Source organism: Yinghuangia sp. YIM S10712, from assembly GCF_051388935.1.
Taxonomy (GTDB): domain Bacteria; phylum Actinomycetota; class Actinomycetes; order Streptomycetales; family Streptomycetaceae; genus Yinghuangia.
This window is the reverse complement of the sequence record NZ_JBPKBI010000003.1, coordinates 277103-294916: the sequence shown is the minus strand read 5'-3', so window position 1 is coordinate 294916 and position 17814 is coordinate 277103. Positions and strand designations below refer to the sequence as shown.

Annotated in this window: 16 protein-coding genes and 1 pseudogene; 12 read left to right on the top strand and 5 right to left on the bottom strand. The window is 69.4% G+C overall.

Annotated features, from left to right (window positions below; translation table 11 throughout):
* Positions 1 to 167 precede the first annotated feature (167 nt).
* From ACRX5W_RS10710 to ACRX5W_RS10700, 3 genes are all read left to right on the top strand, one after another.
* Positions 168 to 668: a hypothetical protein gene (locus ACRX5W_RS10710; RefSeq protein ID WP_436787789.1), complete on the top strand. Its 501-nt coding sequence runs from the start codon at positions 168 to 170 to the stop codon at positions 666 to 668.
* Between the two features lie 662 nt (positions 669 to 1330).
* A complete protein-coding gene (lysX, locus tag ACRX5W_RS10705) occupies positions 1331 to 2848 on the top strand; it encodes a bifunctional lysylphosphatidylglycerol synthetase/lysine--tRNA ligase LysX (protein ID WP_436787788.1) in 1518 nt (505 codons plus the stop codon).
* 5 nt (positions 2849 to 2853) lie between these two features.
* Positions 2854 to 2985 carry a hypothetical protein gene (locus tag ACRX5W_RS10700; RefSeq protein WP_436787787.1) on the top strand — a complete coding sequence of 44 codons (132 nt, stop codon included), beginning with the start codon at positions 2854 to 2856 and terminating at the stop codon, positions 2983 to 2985.
* 118 nt (positions 2986 to 3103) lie between these two features.
* Here ACRX5W_RS10700 and ACRX5W_RS10695 read toward each other — a convergent pair whose 3' ends face one another.
* On the bottom strand, positions 3104 to 4087 hold the full coding sequence (locus tag ACRX5W_RS10695) for a M23 family metallopeptidase (protein ID WP_436787786.1): 984 nt from the start codon (positions 4085 to 4087) through the stop codon (positions 3104 to 3106).
* 536 nt (positions 4088 to 4623) lie between these two features.
* On the opposite strand from ACRX5W_RS10695, the gene ACRX5W_RS10690 reads away from it, so the two are divergent.
* The 3 genes from ACRX5W_RS10690 to ACRX5W_RS10680 all read left to right on the top strand — a co-directional run bounded on the left by ACRX5W_RS10690 (position 4624) and on the right by ACRX5W_RS10680 (position 6429).
* Positions 4624 to 4998, top strand: a complete 375-nt coding sequence (locus ACRX5W_RS10690) for a BlaI/MecI/CopY family transcriptional regulator (RefSeq protein ID WP_436787785.1) — start codon at positions 4624 to 4626, stop codon at positions 4996 to 4998.
* Between the two features lie 372 nt (positions 4999 to 5370).
* Complete coding sequence (locus ACRX5W_RS10685) at positions 5371 to 5874, top strand: amino-acid N-acetyltransferase (RefSeq protein WP_436787784.1); 504 nt, start codon at positions 5371 to 5373, stop codon at positions 5872 to 5874.
* A 213-nt stretch (positions 5875 to 6087) separates the two neighbouring features.
* Positions 6088 to 6429, top strand: a complete 342-nt coding sequence (locus ACRX5W_RS10680; protein WP_436787783.1) for a histone-like nucleoid-structuring protein Lsr2 — start codon at positions 6088 to 6090, stop codon at positions 6427 to 6429.
* A gap of 69 nt (positions 6430 to 6498) precedes the next feature.
* On the opposite strand, the gene ACRX5W_RS10675 is transcribed toward ACRX5W_RS10680, so the two are convergent.
* Positions 6499 to 7509 carry a bifunctional DNA primase/polymerase gene (locus tag ACRX5W_RS10675; RefSeq protein ID WP_436787782.1) on the bottom strand — a complete coding sequence of 337 codons (1011 nt, stop codon included), beginning with the start codon at positions 7507 to 7509 and terminating at the stop codon, positions 6499 to 6501.
* A 503-nt stretch (positions 7510 to 8012) separates the two neighbouring features.
* Here ACRX5W_RS10675 and ACRX5W_RS10670 point away from each other — a divergent pair.
* Entirely contained in the window at positions 8013 to 10541 is a 2529-nt protein-coding gene (locus ACRX5W_RS10670; RefSeq protein ID WP_436787781.1) for an ATP-dependent Clp protease ATP-binding subunit, read from the top strand.
* 95 nt (positions 10542 to 10636) lie between these two features.
* Here the strand turns inward: ACRX5W_RS10670 and ACRX5W_RS10665 are convergent, their stop codons facing one another.
* The gene (locus ACRX5W_RS10665; RefSeq protein WP_436787780.1) at positions 10637 to 11047 is read right to left on the bottom strand and encodes an ATP-binding protein; all 411 of its coding nucleotides are present in this window, start codon (positions 11045 to 11047) and stop codon (positions 10637 to 10639) included.
* A 769-nt stretch (positions 11048 to 11816) separates the two neighbouring features.
* Here ACRX5W_RS10665 and ACRX5W_RS10660 point away from each other — a divergent pair.
* Both ACRX5W_RS10660 and ACRX5W_RS10655 read left to right on the top strand, forming a co-directional pair.
* Positions 11817 to 12155: pseudogene (locus tag ACRX5W_RS10660) on the top strand (Scr1 family TA system antitoxin-like transcriptional regulator); the annotation flags it as partial.
* 10 nt (positions 12156 to 12165) lie between these two features.
* Complete coding sequence (locus tag ACRX5W_RS10655) at positions 12166 to 12345, top strand: DUF397 domain-containing protein (RefSeq protein WP_436787779.1); 180 nt, start codon at positions 12166 to 12168, stop codon at positions 12343 to 12345.
* Between the two features lie 78 nt (positions 12346 to 12423).
* On the opposite strand, the gene ACRX5W_RS10650 is transcribed toward ACRX5W_RS10655, so the two are convergent.
* On the bottom strand, positions 12424 to 14583 hold the full coding sequence (locus ACRX5W_RS10650; protein WP_436787778.1) for an MMPL family transporter: 2160 nt from the start codon (positions 14581 to 14583) through the stop codon (positions 12424 to 12426).
* 111 nt (positions 14584 to 14694) lie between these two features.
* Between ACRX5W_RS10650 and ACRX5W_RS10645 the strand changes: the two genes are divergently transcribed.
* Together ACRX5W_RS10645 and ACRX5W_RS10640 are read left to right on the top strand one after the other, a co-directional pair.
* The gene (locus ACRX5W_RS10645; RefSeq protein ID WP_436787777.1) at positions 14695 to 15411 is read left to right on the top strand and encodes a TetR/AcrR family transcriptional regulator; all 717 of its coding nucleotides are present in this window, start codon (positions 14695 to 14697) and stop codon (positions 15409 to 15411) included.
* A gap of 86 nt (positions 15412 to 15497) precedes the next feature.
* On the top strand, positions 15498 to 15878 hold the full coding sequence (locus ACRX5W_RS10640; RefSeq protein ID WP_436787776.1) for a tetratricopeptide repeat protein: 381 nt from the start codon (positions 15498 to 15500) through the stop codon (positions 15876 to 15878).
* Between the two features lie 55 nt (positions 15879 to 15933).
* Here the strand turns inward: ACRX5W_RS10640 and ACRX5W_RS10635 are convergent, their stop codons facing one another.
* Positions 15934 to 16824 (bottom strand): A/G-specific adenine glycosylase, encoded by an 891-nt coding sequence (locus ACRX5W_RS10635; RefSeq protein ID WP_436787775.1) that lies wholly within the window; start codon positions 16822 to 16824, stop codon positions 15934 to 15936.
* A gap of 203 nt (positions 16825 to 17027) precedes the next feature.
* On the opposite strand from ACRX5W_RS10635, the gene ACRX5W_RS10630 reads away from it, so the two are divergent.
* The coding region (locus ACRX5W_RS10630) for a hypothetical protein (protein ID WP_436787774.1) at positions 17028 to 17814 on the top strand (787 nt) is incomplete at its 3' end.

The window sequence follows — 17814 nt, the reverse complement described above, 5'->3', positions numbered from 1 at the left end:
TGGGTTTGGCGTGTCGGTGCGGCTCCCCTCGCCTGCCGGGGCGAAGGGGCTGCCGGGCCTCGGGGGCTGGATGGCGGGCACTGTTCGACGCCACACCGTGCGGCTCTCCTGCAAGCCGCAGTCCAAATACTCCTTTTTGCCGGAGTTAACCCCTTAACGTCGGGGGCATGCCGACACCTCACGGAGATCACGGGCTGGCCTTCGCGACGCATGAAGTGAGGGTGCTGCGCCGGGCACTGATGTTGGCGATGAAGGCAGGCGGACGACCCGGGGAGGAGGGGGAGTCGGTGGGCGCAGGTCCCGGCTCCGCCCCCGCTCCCGTCGATTTCTGGCTCCTCGACCAGGCCATCGCCGAAGCCGAAGCCGAACGCGACCGCCTCCGCGACTTCGAACTCACGGAGTTGACCCACCACCGCGCCGCACTCCCCGGCACCGCCGCGACGTACCTCGCCGCCCTCGAACGCCTCGTCGCGTCGTACGCCTACACCCCCACCGCAGAAGACCTCGCCGCGCTGCGATCCCTCGTTGAACTTCCTTGCGGCGGCGCCGAACGCACTCGTCGCCGGGTTCTCCTGGAGCGTTGCAGTTACCTTGCCGAGCGCGCCATGGAATGCCGTCTCGCAGAGCGGGCACGGGCACGAAAACGATCTACCGGGCCATTTTCCTGACGAATCGCCAAGTTCGACCGAGCCGTTGTCGGATAGCCCATGGCGCCGACGGCGGCTTCCGTCTTTGCCACAGGTTGCTCCAGCCGACGCAGCGGAACCCGATTCCGTGCTCGCCCGGCATCGCCGAGGTGGACCGGTCTGAGTTTTCCGGGGGCAGGTTCACGACGTGTATCTCGGTTTGAGGGCCCCTCCCCGCCAGCGGCTTACGTGGAAGGAGAAGCCCGGGCTGCGTACGGCGATTGCGGCCGATATCGGCACCGCCGACAACGTGACTGCAATGGACTCGGACATCGTCCACGAGACCTGAACGGCAATCCGGCGAACGACACCGTGGTCCACGTGAGCCGTGGGTTCGCGACCGGATCTCGGGCGCCCCGAGCCGTCGGTGGGGTGCAGACGGTTGCGGGCGGCGGGGCGGAGCTTGCGGAAACGGGTGGGTTTTCGGCGACCGGGGGGCGCGGTGATCGGTGGGTGCTGCCCGTCGGGGCGTGTGCGGTGTCGGATGTCGTGCGGCGTAGCAAGGCCGCCGCGGCCGTCTGACGGGTGGTGGATTGGGATGTGGGCCGGTGCGGAGTGTGTCGGTCCCGTTGCCGTGGCCGCCCTTGACCGCCGTGAAGGTAATCCGGTACTGGCCCGTCGAGTGCCGCAGGTAGCCTTGCCTGGTGACCGAGAACGCCCAGGCTGACGTTGTGCCGACCACCGAGCAGGTTGACGACCTTCCCGAGCAGATGCGCGTGCGACGCGAGAAGCTTGAGCGTTTGCGGGGGGAGGGTGTCGATCCGTATCCGGTGGGGTTTCCGCGCACGACGACGGTCGGCGAGCTGCGTGCCGAGTTCCCCGCGCTTGAGGCGGACGTCAAGACGGGCAAGCGGGTCGGGCTGACCGGGCGGGTGGTGTTGTCGCGGATCGGCGGGAAGCTCTGCTTCGCGACGCTGCGTGACGGCAGCGGTGATCTCCAGGTGATGGTGTCGCTCGACAGCGTCGGGGCCGAATCGCTCGCGGCGTGGAAGTCGGACGTCGACCTGGGCGACCACGTCGGCGTCGAGGGCGAGGTCATCACGTCGCGGCGCGGTGAGCTGTCGGTCATGGTCGACAGTTGGGCGATCACCGCGAAGTGCCTGCGGCCGCTGCCTGACAAGCACAAGGGCATGACGGACCCGGAGGCGCGGGTCCGAATGCGGTACGTCGACCTCATCGTCAACGACGAGTCCCGCCGGATGCTCCGCACCCGCAGCGAGGTCGTGCGCGCGATCCGCGACTGGTTCAACGGCCGCGACTTCCTGGAGGTCGAGACGCCGATGCTTCAGCCGGTCCACGGCGGGGCGACGGCGAGGCCGTTCGTGACGCACATCAACGCGTACGACATGGACCTCTTTCTTCGCATCGCCCCCGAGCTGTATCTCAAGCGGCTCGTGGTCGGCGGCGCGGAGAAGGTCTACGAGATCAACCGCAACTTCCGCAACGAGGGCGCCGACTCGACGCACAACCCCGAGTTCACGATGCTGGAGGCATACGAGGCGTACGGCGACTACAACACCATGGCGACCGTGGTGCGCGAGGTGTACCAGTACACCGCCGAACGCGTCTTCGGCTCTTCGGTGTTCGAGTGGCACGGCCAAGAGGTCGACATCGCGGGGGAGTGGCCGCAGATCACCGTGTACGGATCGGTCTCGGAAGCGCTGGGCGAGGAGATCACTCCCGCCACCGCTATCGAGCAGGTCCGCAAGTTCGCCGATGCCCGCGACATTGCGTGGGAGCCGACGTGGGGGCAGGGCAAGCTCGTCCAGGAGATTTTCGAGGCCCTGGTCGAACACACCTTGGTCCAACCGACGTTCGTGCGCGACTACCCGATCGAGACGTCTCCGCTCACCCGGCAGCACCGGGAGACGCCCGGACTCGCCGAGAAGTGGGACCTGATCGGTTTCGGCATGGAGCTGGGCACCGCGTATTCGGAGTTGGTCGACCCCGTCGAGCAGCGCAAGCGCCTGACCGAGCAGTCATTGCTCGCGGCGGGCGGTGACGCGGAGGCGATGCAGTTGGACGAAGACTTCCTGCGTGCCCTGGAGTACGCGATGCCGCCTTCGGGCGGTATGGGGATGGGCATCGACAGGATGCTCATGGCGTTTACCGGCCGGGGTATTCGCGACACCATTCTCTTCCCGCTCGTGAAGCCGGAGTAATCGACATGGACGCACTTGCCGCACTCATCCCGTCGGCCGTTGTCGCCGCGATGTTCATCGGGGTCATGGTGACGATCTTCCGGGGCACCGACCCGCGGCGTTCCCGCGACGACGCGTCCCGGGGGCGCGGCGAGTAGTCGTCGGCCCGGTCTCGGCCACGCATAAAGCCGCAGGGCGGGGTTTCACACGAAACCCCGCCCTGCGGCTGCTTCTTTGACGCACCTGCCAATTGACGGTGCATCAGATATGGTCGGCTCAGATACGGACGCCCTTGGCGCGCAGATACGCGATGGGGTCGACGTCCGAACCGTACGCGGGCCCGGTGCGGACCTCGAAGTGCAGGTGCGGACCGGTGGAGTTGCCGGTCGAGCCGGCCAGGCCGATCTGCTGCGCGGCGTTCACCTTCGCGCCCGCCTTGACCGAGAACTTCGACAGGTGGCCGTACTGCGTGTACTTGCCGTCGGCGTGCTTGATGACGATCTCGTTGCCGTACGCCCCTCCCCAGCCGGCCTTGACGACCGTTCCGGCGGCGACGGCCTTGACCGACGTGCCGGACGACGCGGTGAAGTCCTCGCCGGTGTGGCCGTGCGACCAGTGCGAACCGGACCGTCCGTAGCTGCCGTGCGGCGTGCCGGTAACCGGACGGACGTAACCGGAGGCGGACACCGTGGAGGCGGCTGCGGCCTTCCGCGCGGCGGCTGCGGCTGCGGCCTGACCCGCCGCTGCACGGTCGGCTGCGGCCTTCTGCTCGGCCTGCATGCGGGCGGCCTCGGCGGCTGCCGCGGACTGCGCGGCGGCAGCGGCAGCGGCTTCCGCGGCCCGGGCGGCCTCCGCGGCCCGGGTGGCCTCCGCGGCCGCGGCTGCTTCGGCGGCGGCCTGCCGCCGGACATCTGCGGCGCTCCGGATCTCGGCGGCCTCGGCGGCCTGGCGCGCGGCGAGCGAGCTGCCCGGCAGCGACTCGCGGACGGCACCTCGGGCGGCGACCTCCTGCACGCGGTCGGCGAGCGACTGCCGCGCCGCCGCGTTGCCGCTCACGTCGCCGCTCGCCACGGTCGACGCCGCCGCCAAGTTCGCGGTGTCGCCGCCCGATGGGCTGCCCGACGCGATGCCGACGCCGGTCGCCGAGGCGAGTGCGGCGATCCCCGCGACCATGACGACGGGTCGGCTGGGGCGGCGCAGGGCGGGGAGGCGGTCGGTGCGGGAGTCGGGTGTACGCGAGCGGTCAAAAGGGTTCTGCACGGGATACCTCAGGGGGTTCGACGGCATGCTCGCGCCCCCCTGCGGCACAGCCGCCGGGGTCATATCGGGGCGCGCCCGTTTTCGGCCGTACGGCATCGCCACCGGGCAGGTGGTTCCTGCCGGTGCCGTCGCCGTCTTGGGACGGCTCTCACGGGCAGCCGCGGCAGCGCGGCGTCTTCGCGGCGCGGCCTTGCGGCGGAGCGGGACGGACTCGAACGTCCTTGAACGAATCCGCCGACCCGGCACGTTGCCTCGCGGTCGTCCGCTGCGCGGGCGACCCGGCGTCCGGTGTCGGCTCATCAGTGGTAACAGACCGCAGGACGCCGAAGCCAACCGGTGAGCGGGCCGTCACTACGACGCTCCGTCGTAGCAGCAGGCGACGTCTGGACGATATGCCGGTTTTGATGGGTTATCGAGCTACTATGGCCGATAGGAGACCGAAAAATCGCTGTGCGGCACGTCACAGGAAAGCCAGGTTTGGCCGACCTCCAAACCTGGCAACCGCGACGCATTTTTCCCGCCGGGAGGCACCTTTCATGCCCCGCTTCGGGGAGCTCGAAGAGCAGGTGATGCTGCGCCTGTGGGCCGCGGCCGAGCCCCTTGCGGTCCGCGACGTCCGCGACGCTCTCCGGCCCGAGCGGGAACTCGCGTATACGACCGTGATGACCGTCCTCGACAAGCTCCACCGGAAGGGCGTGCTGCGCCGGCATCGGGTCGGACGCGCGTATCACTACGAGCCGGTGCTTTCCCGCGAGGCGCATACCGCCGCGTTGATGCGGGAGGACTGGCTTTCCGGGGGCGGTCGAGCGGGGGCGTTGGTCCATTTCCTGGAAGGCATGACCCCGGATCAGGTCGACGCGCTGCGCGATGCCCTGCGGGTGGCCCTGCCGGAAGACGACGAAGATCGGTGAGCCGGGAATCGGGCCGAATCGCACATGGGCCGAGGAGTTCCGGAAAGCAGGCCTCAATTTCCTTGGGTGAAATGTCTGCTTTGATGGTTATGATCCCGCTGCTGACGGCTGCCCGGCGCCGCGTTGTCGGCGCGGGCGCGCAAGGAGTCACACCGAGTCGTCGGCTCCCCGTCGACCCCTCCGACGGCCCGAATGGGGCGATTCCGGAGCCGGTTCCGAGGAGTATGCAAATCCGCGACAGTCTGTCGCTCGTCGGTTGTCGGGTAACCCGGGCCAATCGCCGATAGCCGCGGGTGTCCGCATTCCGGGCATGCAGTGTGCGATCACCGGGGTCCGCGTCGCCGATGCCCGTGATCGCGATACCTTCACGGCATGGAAGTCACGATCCGACGGGCCAGAACCGCGGATGTCGCGGCCATTCGGCGCTTGGTGGACGACTACGCGGGCAAGCGCATCCTCCTCGACAAACCGACTGTGACACTGTTCGAGGACGTCCAGGAGTTCTGGGTCGCGGAACGCGACGCCGACCAGGCGGTGGTCGCGTGTGGTGCGTTGCACGTCATGTGGGAGGACCTGGCCGAGGTCCGCACACTTGCGGTCGACACAACATGCCGGGGCCACGGTCTCGGACACCTCGTCCTCGCGAAGTTGCTGGAGACCGCCCGCCGTCTCGGCGTGCGCCGGATATTCTGTCTGACCTTCGAGGTCGACTTCTTCGCGCGCCACGGCTTCGTCGAGATCGACGCGACCCCGGTGGATCCGGAGGTCTACCGGGAACTGCTTCGTTCGTATGACGAAGGTGTGGCGGAGTTTCTCGACCTGGAACGCGTGAAGCCCAACACACTCGGCAACACGCGGATGCTGCTTCATCTGTAGCCGCCACGACGGCGAACTCGCGTTTGCGCGCAAGGGATCGCCGCGTGCGTCGGCAACGCAGCGGAAGTGTCGGCGGGTTCCGGGTGGCTTCTCCTATCTCGTCAAACGCATTGCCGGTGCGTTCGGTTCCGCTTCCGCGGGTTTGAATTTTTCCCGGAAAAGCGGTTTCCTTTTCATGGTTGGTGGCGATCCCTCCCGATGAAAGGGAAACCGGTGGCACAGAAGGTCCAGATTCTTCTCGTGGACGACCTCGACGGCGGGAAGGCCGACGAAACGGTGACGTTCGCCCTCGACGGTGTCTCGTACGAGATCGACCTCAGCGAAGCGAATGCGGGTGAACTCCGCAGTGCGCTGGCCGCGTACGTACAGGTGGCGCGCAAGACCGGGGGCCGCGCCGCGGGCCGTCGGGCCGCGCGAGGCACGGCGAAGTCTGCCGGCACCGGCCCGGACACGTCCGACGTGCGCAAGTGGGCCAAGGCGAACGGATACGAGGTGAGCGAGCGCGGTCGCGTGCCCGCGAACATCAAAGAGGCGTACGAAAAGGCTCACGCCTGACGGACGACGCGAAGGGCGGTCTCCCTCCGGGCGGACCGCCCTTCGCCTTGTCCGGCGCCGGGCCGACCGTCAGCCGCGCTGTGCGGGCAGCAGCCGCACGTGCTGGCATGCGTCCGCCAGGCCGCTCAGGAGGCGGGTGACGTCCGCGAACCGGACGTCGCACCTCAGCAGACTCTCCGGTCCCGCGTCGCCCGCACAGCGCAGCCGAGAGCCCGCCGGTGCCCGCAGCCACCGGGACGACTCCCACGCCCGCGGCCACGGCGCCAGCCACGTCGTGGGCCACGGCGACGGAGCCGGGACGGATGCAGCCGCTCCGTGGGCCCGCAGGTCCAGCTCGACGCCGGACCAGTCCAGCCAGTCGAGCATCGCCGGCAGGTCCTCCGCGACGCCGGGTGCGACGAAGAACTGCACGCGCCCCGACGTGGTCGCGGCCACCGGCCCGAGCGGCAGCCCGAGGCGTTCGGCCCGGCGCAGCACGCGTGTCCCGGCCGCGCCCGGCACGTCCAGGACGTCGAAGCGCACCCCGGTGGCCAACCGCACCGCCCGTCGCGGATGCGCACGCCACCAGCGCAGGATGACCTCGGGATCCGTGGTCGCCGACGAGGCGCCGCGGCCCGTCGCACCGGGGGCGCCGCCGATCCCCTGCCCGGGGCGCCCTCCGCACCCGCGAACGCGTGTGCCTCCGGCCGGCGTCCGGTACGCCGGATACGTCAGATACGCCGACGCGAGTGCGTGGATCGACCGCCCCTGCCCGCCCGCGGCAGCCCTCTGTCCTGCGTCATTCGTCGTCGGGCGCGTTGAATCCGTAGGCTGGACCATGGCGCCTTCGGCCTCGTCGCCGACCGGCCGCACCGGACGCACCGCGCGTGTGTGCGATCCGGGGGCGGGCCCGGCGTGAGCCCCGAGACGGGTGCCGGACGGCACGACAGGTCCGGTGGGCGAGGGCGCGGCAACGGCGGCCGGCCCGCCTTGGTCCGGCAGCACCGCCCAGTCCAGGGCGCGGGCGTACCAAAGCGCTTCGTCCAGCGGGCCGGGGACCACCGGTGCCGAGCGGCGGGCGAAGAGGAGAGTCGCTGCCATAGCGTGTTCAACTCCGGAAAACGGCTCCGGTTACGAAAGGTGATTGACCGATTGCGTTGGGTTTCCGTGTCGACGCCGGCCCCGGCGGAACACCGCGGGCGAGGTGCCGCACGTCTCGCGACGCCCCTTGCCGCGGACCGCGACGGGCGGGCGTATGGGCGCTGCGGCCCTGGGTATGAGCCGGTCAGGAGCGCGTGGGAGGGGACGCCGATGCGACGCGGGGCGGGGTGGTACGGCGGTGGGAGGCCCGCGGGCCGGGCGGTCGTCGGCGGCACCGGACGGCCGCGTTCGCTTCTGGCGTACTCGCAATCGGTCACTCTGCTTGGTTCGGGGGAACACTGCCCCGCACTATCAGGTTTGACTAGGTGTCCGGCGCGGCCTGCAACACGTGGGTCGCACGTCCATGTGGACGAAGTGAGCGGTCCCGCGTGCGGGACTAGCATGCGGAAGGACAGGGAGGGGACCGTCCCCGAACTGCACGACCGCTCTGAGGAGCGATAACGATGTTCGAGAGGTTCACCGACCGCGCGCGGCGGGTTGTCGTCCTGGCTCAGGAGGAGGCCAGGATGCTCAACCACAACTACATCGGGACTGAGCACATCCTCCTCGGCCTCATCCACGAGGGTGAGGGCGTGGCCGCAAAGGCGCTCGAGAGCCTCGGGATTTCGCTTGAGGCGGTCCGTCAGCAGGTGGAGGAGATCATCGGCCAGGGCCAGCAGGCCCCGTCCGGGCACATCCCCTTCACGCCCCGTGCCAAGAAGGTTCTGGAGCTCTCGCTGCGCGAGGCGCTCCAGCTGGGTCACAACTACATCGGCACCGAGCACATCCTGCTGGGCCTGATCCGTGAGGGCGAGGGCGTCGCCGCCCAGGTCCTGGTCAAGCTCGGCGCGGATCTGAACCGGGTGCGGCAGCAGGTCATCCAGCTGCTCTCCGGCTACTCGGGCGAGAAGACCGCCTCGCCGGGCGGCGCCGGTCAGGAGGGCACTCCGTCGACGTCGCTCGTGCTCGACCAGTTCGGGCGCAACCTCACGCAGGCCGCCCGGGAGGGCAAGCTCGACCCGGTCATCGGGCGTGAGAAGGAAATCGAGCGGGTCATGCAGGTGCTGTCCCGCCGTACCAAGAACAACCCGGTGCTCATCGGCGAGCCCGGCGTCGGCAAGACCGCGGTCGTCGAGGGCCTGGCCCAGGCGATCGTGAAGGGCGAGGTCCCCGAGACGCTGAAGGACAAGCAGCTCTACACGCTTGACCTCGGTGCCCTGGTCGCCGGCTCCCGCTACCGCGGTGACTTCGAGGAGCGCCTGAAGAAGGTGCTCAAGGAGATCCGCACCCGCGGCGACATCATCCTGTTCATCGACGAGCTCCACACCCTCGTGGGTGCGGGTGCCGCCGAGGGCGCGATCGACGCCGCCAGCATCCTCAAGCCGATGCTGGCCCGCGGTGAGCTGCAGACGATCGGTGCGACGACGCTCGACGAGTACCGCAAGCACCTGGAGAAGGACGCCGCGCTGGAGCGCCGCTTCCAGCCGATCCAGGTCGCGGAGCCGTCGCTGCCGCACACGATCGAGATCCTCAAGGGCCTGCGCGACCGGTACGAGGCGCACCACCGCGTCTCGATCACCGACGCCGCGCTGGTCGCCGCCGCGACGCTGGCGGACCGGTACATCTCGGACCGGTTCCTGCCCGACAAGGCGATCGACCTGATCGACGAGGCCGGCTCGCGCATGCGCATCCGCCGCATGACCGCGCCGCCGGACCTGCGCGAGTTCGACGAGAAGATCGCGAACGTCCGCCGCGAGAAGGAGTCCGCGATCGACGCGCAGGACTTCGAGAAGGCGGCGTCGCTGCGCGACAAGGAGAAGACCCTCCTTGCCGACAAGGCGAAGCGCGAGAAGGAGTGGAAGGCCGGCGACATGGACGTCGTCGCCGAGGTCGACGAGGAGCTCATCGCCGAGGTTCTCTCGACCGCGACCGGCATCCCGGTGTTCAAGCTCACCGAGGAGGAGTCGGCGCGCCTGCTGCGCATGGAAGACGAGCTGCACAAGCGCGTCATCGGCCAGAAGGACGCCATCAAGGCGCTGTCCCAGGCGATCCGGCGTACCCGCGCCGGCCTGAAGGACCCGAAGCGCCCCGGTGGCTCGTTCATCTTCGCGGGCCCGTCGGGTGTCGGTAAGACCGAGCTGTCCAAGACGCTCGCCGAGTTCCTGTTCGGCGACGAGGACGCGCTGATCCAGCTCGACATGTCGGAGTTCTCCGAGAAGCACACCGTGTCGCGGCTGTTCGGTTCGCCTCCGGGCTACGTCGGTTACGAAGAGGGCGGCCAGCTCACCGAGAAGGTGCGCCGCAAGCCGTTCTCGGTGGTGCTGTTCGACGAGGTCGAGAAGGCGCACCCGGACATCTTCAACTCGCTGTTGCAGATCCTGGAGGACGGTCGCCTGACCGACTCGCAGGGCCGGGTCGTCGACTTCAAGAACACCGTCATCATCATGACGACCAACCTGGGAACGCGGGACATCTCGAAGGGCTTCGGCCTCGGCTTCAGCGGTTCGTCGGACGTCAAGACCGGCTACGACCGCATGAAGGCGAAGGTCAACGAGGAGCTGAAGCAGCACTTCCGCCCCGAGTTCCTCAACCGTGTCGACGACACGATCGTGTTCCACCAGCTCTCCGAGGACGACATCATCCAGATCGTCGACCTCATGATCGCCAAGGTGGACGAGCGGCTGAAGGACCGGGACATGGGCATCGAGCTCACCCCGGCCGCCAAGAAGCTGCTCGCGAAGAAGGGCTACGACCCGCTCCTGGGCGCGCGTCCGTTGCGGCGCACGATCCAGCGGGAGATCGAGGACTCGCTGTCCGAGAAGATCCTGTACGCGGAGCTGCGCCCCGGCACGATCGTGGTGGTCGGCACCGAAGGCGACGGCGAGGACGAGAAGTTCACGTTCGTCGGCGAGGAGAAGGCCGCGCTGCCGGACGTGCCGCCGGTCGAGGCCGCGGGCTCCGGCCCGGACCTGTCGAAGGGCGACGCGTCCTGACGCCGAGCGCGCCAGGAAACGGCTGAGCAAGGGCCGCCCCCGGGAAACCGGGGGCGGCCCTTCGCGTTTCCGCGCCCCGGGGACGGCGGCGGCCGTCAGCCGGCTGTCGGAAAGCATGCGCACAGCGCTTTGCGGTCGCCCAGGACCTGGGCTTCGACGCGTTCCGCCAGCATCAGGGCGATCAACAGGCCGCGACCGCGCTCCTGCTCGTCGTCGGGTTCGGCGATGTGGTCGAGGGCCGGAACGTATTCGGGGGCGAAATCGACGACTTCGATCCACAGGTAGCCGGGTTCGACCGAGACCCATACTTCGATGCCGCCGCGCATTCCGGCGTGTTCGACGGCGTTCCCGGCAAGTTCGGACACCACTTGCACGGGAGCGAACGCGTCGAAGCCGAATTTGCGGCACAGCACTTCGACGTGTTCCCGGGCGGCGGCGACCGAGCCGGGGTCGGACGGCAACCGGACGATGTGGACGGGCTCGGAAGACGCAGCGGTTGCGTGCACAGCTCTCCCTGGGGGCCGCGCGGTGCGACGTCGTGTGCATCGCGATGATTGCTCTGCGTGTCATGGAAAGAGCACAGCGTGTTCAGGATGAGTGAAGCACCCACGAAACTGCCTGTGCAAGTAACTCCGGAAGAATCCTGAATGAAAGGCGGTGAGGGAGCCGGCACGTCCACGGAGTCACGGCAGGAAACTGGGAACAACACTCACCAGATCGGGAAACAAGCGCCTCGGCCAGAAACTGTGCAGACTCCGCGCACACGCAAGGTCACGCGCGACGCCGCTGCGGACGGGGGCCGGCGGCGCGTCAAAGATCAGCAGCGCGAGGCGGCGCGCGCTCGTGTTCCCGATGGTGTAATGCCGGGGTCTGTCGCAGACGCCGGCATTACACCGAGACGATCATGCGAAGGAGCTTTCACGCGCGTTCGACCAGATCGAAAGCTTGGCTTCTTCTCCCAGCCGAAGCAGGGAGACCCCTTCCCTCACGAGTTGGTTTTTCTGCTTCGCGGCCGATCGCCGACCCGGGTTACCAGCAAGGGACGGTGTACCGCCCATCGGTCTTATATCAGCTCCACAGACCTGACTTTCCGCCAGCCCGGCGGTAGGCCGGTCGAGACTTGGTTGTCGCCCGAACCGGCGCAGCAGTTCTACACGCTGCGGGCAGGTAGTCCGCCCGGAGGCAGATCGCCCGCCAGCGCAGGCTTGTCGAGGAACCTGTGCTGCGTTTCCACGGGATCACCACCGAGGCCGCGCTCAACTTCGAGTTGGGGGTCCGCAGGTGATGCGGGAGCAGTTTCTGCACATGGCGGAGATGGCCCGGCTGCCGAATGTGACAGTGCAGATCGTGCCGTTCAACGCGGGGCGAAGTGCCGTGCAGGGCGCGGGATTTGTCGTACTTAAGTTCGCTGATCCCGTTGATCCGCCCGTGGCATTCATGGACAGTATCGGCGGTATTATCCCCCGTGATACGCAGCGCGATATCCGGCGCTGTGACCGCTTGTTTGGCCAGATCCAATCGGCGGCCTTGTCGCCGGAAGACTCGGTGGCGCTGCTCCTTGAGCGAGCAGAAAGCGGTTCATGGACAAGAACGAGCTCTACCAGGCGGATCTGACGCACGCGGGATGGACGAAGTCGTCGTTCCCGAGCAGAACACCTCGTGCGTCGAACTCGCCCCGATCGCCGGCGGGGTGGCCCTGCGCGACTCCAAGGACACGTCGCGTCCCGCCCTTTGCTACACCCGTGACGAGCTCGCCGCGTTCGTCGCCGGTGTCAAGGCGGGGGAGTTCGACCGGTTCCTGTGAGCTGTGAGCTGTGGGCAGGCGAGGGCCGCGCGACGGATCGCGCGGCCCTCGCCGTCGGGTGACGTCGTTCCGGTCGTTTCAGGCCTCGCTGACGCCGACCTTCTCGTACGCCTTCCGCAGCCCCTTCGGCGCGTACCACGCGGCCGGCCCCAGCAGCCGCATCGTGGCCGGTACGAGGATGCCGCGCACCAGCGTCGCGTCGATCAGGATCGCCAGCGCGGCGCCCAGCCCGAACAGTTGCAGGAAGCTGACGGAGCTGGTGAGGAAGGCGACGAAAGTGACCGCGAGCAGCACGGCGGCCGTGCTCACGATGCGTCCGGTACGGGCCAGACCTTGCGTGACCGCGTCGGTGCCGGAGTGGCCGGCGTCGTGCAGCTCCTTGATGCGGCTGATGACGAACACCTCGTAGTCCATGGACAGTCCGAAGGCGATGCAGAAGAGCAGCACCGTCATGGAGGTGTCCATGGGCAGCGGTGTGAAGCCGAGGAAGTCGGCGAAGTGGCCGTCCTGGAACACCCACACGGTGACGCCCATGGCCGCCGCGATGCTGAGGCCGTTGAGGACGAGGGCGCGGAGCGGCTGCACGATGCTGCCGGTGAACAGGAACAGCACCAGGAACGTCGTCAGGGCGATGAGGGCCGCGGCGAGCGGGATGCGGTCCGCGATGGCCTGCTTGGTGTCGACCAGTTGCGCGTCGTCGCCGCCGACGAGGGTGTCGGTGTCGGGGGCTTCGGGCACCGCGCGGATGTCGCGCACCAGGTCTTGCACTTCGTCCGACTTCGGGGCGAACGACGTGACCACGGACAGGAGTTGCGCCTCGGGGCGGGCCAGTTCGGAGTTCGGCGCACCGCCGGCGGGGTTGCCGGAGGCGAAGACGCCGTTCGCGGTGTCGACGCGTGCGACGCCGGGCAGTGCCGAGATCTGCGTCGCGTACGCGCCGAGGTCGTTCTCGGCGCCGGACCCGGTCACGACCACGTCGATCGTGTGCGTCTCGTCGCTCGGGTAGTCCTCGCGCAGTGAGTCCCCGACCTGGTGGATCGCGCTGCTGTCCGGCAGCACGCGCTCGTCGGGGGTGCCGAACTTGACGCCGAGCAGCGGCGACGCGGCGACCAGCAGGATCACCAGCACAGGTGCTGCGGTCAGCAGCGGGCGTTTGGCGACGGTGCCGGCGAGTTTGCTCCAGAAGGGCGTCTCGGCGCCCTGGACGCCTTTGACGCCCTTGATGCGCCCGTACTCGACGCGCGGGCCGAGCACCGAGAGCAGCGCGGGTGCGATGAACAGCGCCGCCAGAGCGGAGATCACCACCACGCCGATGCCCGCGTAGGCGAACGACCGCAGGAAGTACATCGGGAACACCAGCAGTACCGCGAGCGCGGCGGCGACCGTGGCGGCCGAGAAGACGATCGTCCGGCCCGCGGTCTGCACCGTGCGGACCACCGCTTCCGGCACGGTCGCGCCGCCGTGCACGAGTTCGCGGTGCCGCGCGACGATCAGCAGGCCGTAGTCGATTGCCAGCCCCAGGCCGAGCGCGGTGGTCAGGTTGATGGAGAAGACCGACACGTCGGTGAGCGAACCGAGGACGAACAGCTCGCCGAAGGTCCCCATGATGGCGACGAAGCCGATGGCGAGCGGGACGAGTGCCGCGACCACGCTGCCGAACGCCAGCACGAGCAGGATGAGCGTGATCGGCACCGCGATGGCCTCGGCGATCGCGAGGCTCTTGCCGACCTGGCCGTTGACCTCGGGGCCGAGGGCGGCGCCGCCGCCGATCTTGACTGTGATGGGGCCGTCCGGCGCGAGGTCCGCGGCGAGGGCGGAGCGCACACCGTCCGGCAATGCGTCGAAGTCCTCGTCGGTGTGCGCTATGACGAGCGCTTTGGTGCCGTCCTCCGCCTTGAGCGCGGGGACGCCGGTGGTCCAGTAGGAGATCGCGCCCTCGATGTCCTCCTCGCCGGCGAGTGCGGAGGTCAGGCGCCGCCCGGCGTCGGCGGCTTCGGGCGCGTCGACGGACCCGCCGCGGGCGTGCACTTCGACGATCAACTCGGGGACCTGGCCGAAGACGTCCTCCAGTCGCTCACTCGCCTTGTAGGAGTCCGAGGCGGGGTCGTCGAACCCCTCGCCTTTGAGGACGCCGAACGCTCCGAAGCCGGCGATGGCGGCGGCCACGAGCAGGACGACGGAGGTGATGAGGACAGTGCGTGCGCGGTATGCGGCGATTCTTCCGATGCGTTCAAGCATGGTGGCTGCCCAACCTGGATGTTTATGGCGTCAACATTGTTTGCACTGATAACTTGGCATCCAATGTTGTCGCTGTCAACATGGGGAGCGAGATCAACTGGGAGGCGCGTGATGAGTCCACGGAAAACGACCGGAGGCGGGGCGGCGCCGCGTCGCGCGTACCACCACGGCGACCTGCGGAACGCCCTGGTCGAGGCCGCCACCGAGCTGGTGCGCGCCGGCGGGCCCGAGGCTCTCGTGCTGCGCGAGGTCGCCCGCGCCACGGGCGTGTCCTCGACGGCCGCGTACCGGCACTTCGAGAACCACCGCGATCTCCTTGAGGAGGTCAAGCACCACGCGCTCGGCATGATGACCGCCCGCGTGCGCGCCAACCTCGACGCCGGGACGCCCTGCGCCGACCGCACCGACGAGGCGCTGCGGCGCATCCGTGCCAGCGGACAGGGCTACGTCGACTTCGCCCTTGCCGAGCCCGGGCTGTTCCGGCTGATCTTCCGCAACGGCCACCGCGGCGAGCCCTCGGACGCGCCGAACGCGCCGACCGGCGAGATCGACATGCCCCCGGCGGTGAACGACGAGTCCTACGCGGTCATGTCCGACGCCCTCGACGAGCTCGTGGCGACCGGAGCCCTGGCACCGGAACTGCGGCCCTTCACCGACGTCGCACTTTGGGCCGCGGTCCACGGCATCGCGACGCTGCTGCTCGACACGAGCCTGGCATTTCTCCCGCAGCCAGCCCGCGCGGGAATGATCGACCGGACCTTCGCCCTCGCGTTCAAGGGCCTCGAAGGCTTCCGCGACGCACCGGAAGCGCGAAGCGACAGTCCGTGACGTCTGCCCGGGCGGTGGGAACACAATGCGGCCCGTGCCGGTTGACGCCGGTGTCCTGATCGCCCGGACGCGCGAAGGGAGCCGACGTGACGACACAGATGTCCGGCATGACCGTGGAGAGCTACCGCCGGGCCCAGGAACTGATCGACGCCCGCGACCCGCTGGGCGCGCTCAAGCTCATCGAGCCCGCGCTGGACGCCGAGCGCGACAACCTGTCCGTGCAACTCCTCGCCGCGCGCGCCTACTTCGGGTCCGCGCAGCTCAGCCGTGCGGAGGGCACGCTGCGCCGGGTGATCGAACTCGACCCCCGCGACGCGTGGGCTCTGCACGCCCTCGGCCGCACGCTGGAGCGGGCCGGGCGGGCGGTGGAGGCGGCGCCGTACTTCCGGCTCGCGGCGGCGATGTGTCCGGAGCCGGAGTACGTGACGGCCGCGTGGCGCTACATGCCGGCGCCCGAGGAGGGCTGACCGCAGGCGGGCGGGTGCGGCGGCGGCACGCCGCCGCGTCCGCGACCGCGGTGGGTCACGCGGAGACCGGCGACCCGGAGGGCAGGCGGTAGACGCCGTCGGCGAGCGGTTCCACGAGTCCGTCGGCGACCAGGCCGTCCAGCGCCCGGGCGCGCTGCACCGGGTCCTCCCAGACCTTGTCCAACGCCGCCTGCCCGACCGGGTTTTCGCTCTCGCGCAGCACGGCGAGCAGGCGCCCGCGGCACTGGCGGTCCGTCCCGGCGTACGTCTGGCCGCGCCGGGGCGGACCGTCGTACGCCGGTTTCCCGGCCAGTCGCCACGCACACAACGCGGACACCGGGCAGTCGCCGCAGCGCGGCGTGCGTGCGGTGCAGACCAGCGCACCGAGCTCCATCACGGCTACCGCCCATGTGGCGGCGGTGGCGGCGTCGAGCGGCATGGCGTCCGTCGCGGTGCGGCGTTCGGCGGCCGTCGTGGACTGCGGTGGGTACTCGACCCCGCTGATCGTGCGGGCGAACACGCGCCGGACATTGGTGTCGAGGACCGCGTGCCGCTGCCGGAACGCGAACGACGCGACGGCCGCCGCGGTGTACTCGCCGACTCCCGGGAGTGCCAGCAACTTGTCGTGGTCGCGCGGGACTTGGCCTCGGTGCCGGTCGCGGATCGCGGTCGCGGCGGCGTGCAGGCGCAGGGCGCGGCGCGGGTAGCCGAGGCGGCCCCACGCGCGGACCGCCTCGCCTGGCTCCGCGTCGGCGAGGTCGGTGGGCGTGGGCCAACGGGCAAGCCACGTCTGGTACATGGGCAGGACGCGGTTCACCGGCGTTTGCTGGAGCATGAATTCGCTGACCATGACGGCCCACGGCGTGGCGTCGGCTGTGCGCCACGGAAGGTCGCGGGCGTTTTCCGCGTACCAGTCGATCACGAGGTCGTTGAGTGCGTGCGGCATGACCCCCCGATCCTCCCACGCCGGGACGGGCCGCCGGGCATCCCCCGAAAGTCACCCGGATGAGGTACGCCACGATCACTCGCGACGCTTGCGGTGGTTTGCCGGAAACCACCCTCCACAAGGGCGTCTCAACATCCAAAATCCCACGTCGGATGCGGCGCGGCTGACCCAGACGGCGTAGTCGGCGGCCATAGAGTTTCCCGGTGGACTCTGTGACGCGCCCTGTCGGCCATCTGCCCCCGTCCGTGTATTGGCGCCGCCGGGCAATCGTGCTGGTCGGCCTTGCCGTGCTGATCGCGCTTGTCGCGTGGGCGTGCACCGCCGGCGGTGGTGGTGATGACAAGAAGAACGCATCGTCGGAAGGCAGTTCGCCGCCGCCGAGCGCGCCGGCCAGCCCCGGCGTCATCGGCCCCGGCGCCGCGACCGGAGCGAACGCCGGCACCAACCCGGCACAGCCCGGTGCCGCGTCGGGAGCGAACTCGGGCGGCAACGGTGCCCCCGTTGTGCCCGGCACGGCCGGGGGAACCGCGGGCAGCGGAACAGCCGGCAACGCGGCCGGTGCAGCGACTGCGGGCGCGGCCAACGGCGGCGCGACCGGCACGACCGGCCAGGGCCAGGCTCCGCAGCAGCCGGGTGCGGCCAACGGCGGCGCGGTCGGCGGCCAGGCCGGCAAGGAAGGCGGGGCGCCGCAACTGCTGCCGTGCCTGTACCCGGGCAACGCGACCCTGGTCCTCACCGGCGACCGTCCGGAGAACACCAGGTACCGGGTCGGCGAGCAGGTCAACCTGACCCTGGAGATCCGCAACACGGGCACCGAGACGTGTGCCGTCGACATGGCGCAGACGTCCGCGACCGTGGAGATCAGGTCGGGCAACGACCTCATCTGGTCGCCCGCCCACTGCGCGTCGAGCGCCCAGGTGCTGACCCAGATCCAGCCCGGCAAGTCCGTGACGCACACCTGGACGTGGAACTGGTCGCGCAGCGACCCGG

What these genes read in the sequence shown, in the direction of transcription:
- ACRX5W_RS10675 (WP_436787782.1), bottom strand. Translation starts at nt 7,509, where the DNA reads ATGGCAGCGACTCTCCTCTTCGCCCGCCGCTCGGCACCGGTGGTCCCC.
- ACRX5W_RS10670 (WP_436787781.1), top strand. Translation starts at nt 8,013, where the DNA reads ATGTTCGAGAGGTTCACCGACCGCGCGCGGCGGGTTGTCGTCCTGGCT.
- ACRX5W_RS10710 (WP_436787789.1), top strand. Translation starts at nt 168, where the DNA reads ATGCCGACACCTCACGGAGATCACGGGCTGGCCTTCGCGACGCATGAA.
- ACRX5W_RS10685 (WP_436787784.1), top strand. Translation starts at nt 5,371, where the DNA reads ATGGAAGTCACGATCCGACGGGCCAGAACCGCGGATGTCGCGGCCATT.
- ACRX5W_RS10700 (WP_436787787.1), top strand. Translation starts at nt 2,854, where the DNA reads ATGGACGCACTTGCCGCACTCATCCCGTCGGCCGTTGTCGCCGCGATG.
- ACRX5W_RS10690 (WP_436787785.1), top strand. Translation starts at nt 4,624, where the DNA reads ATGCCCCGCTTCGGGGAGCTCGAAGAGCAGGTGATGCTGCGCCTGTGG.
- ACRX5W_RS10655 (WP_436787779.1), top strand. Translation starts at nt 12,166, where the DNA reads ATGGACGAAGTCGTCGTTCCCGAGCAGAACACCTCGTGCGTCGAACTC.
- ACRX5W_RS10645 (WP_436787777.1), top strand. Translation starts at nt 14,695, where the DNA reads ATGAGTCCACGGAAAACGACCGGAGGCGGGGCGGCGCCGCGTCGCGCG.
- ACRX5W_RS10635 (WP_436787775.1), bottom strand. Translation starts at nt 16,824, where the DNA reads ATGCCGCACGCACTCAACGACCTCGTGATCGACTGGTACGCGGAAAAC.
- ACRX5W_RS10650 (WP_436787778.1), bottom strand. Translation starts at nt 14,583, where the DNA reads ATGCTTGAACGCATCGGAAGAATCGCCGCATACCGCGCACGCACTGTC.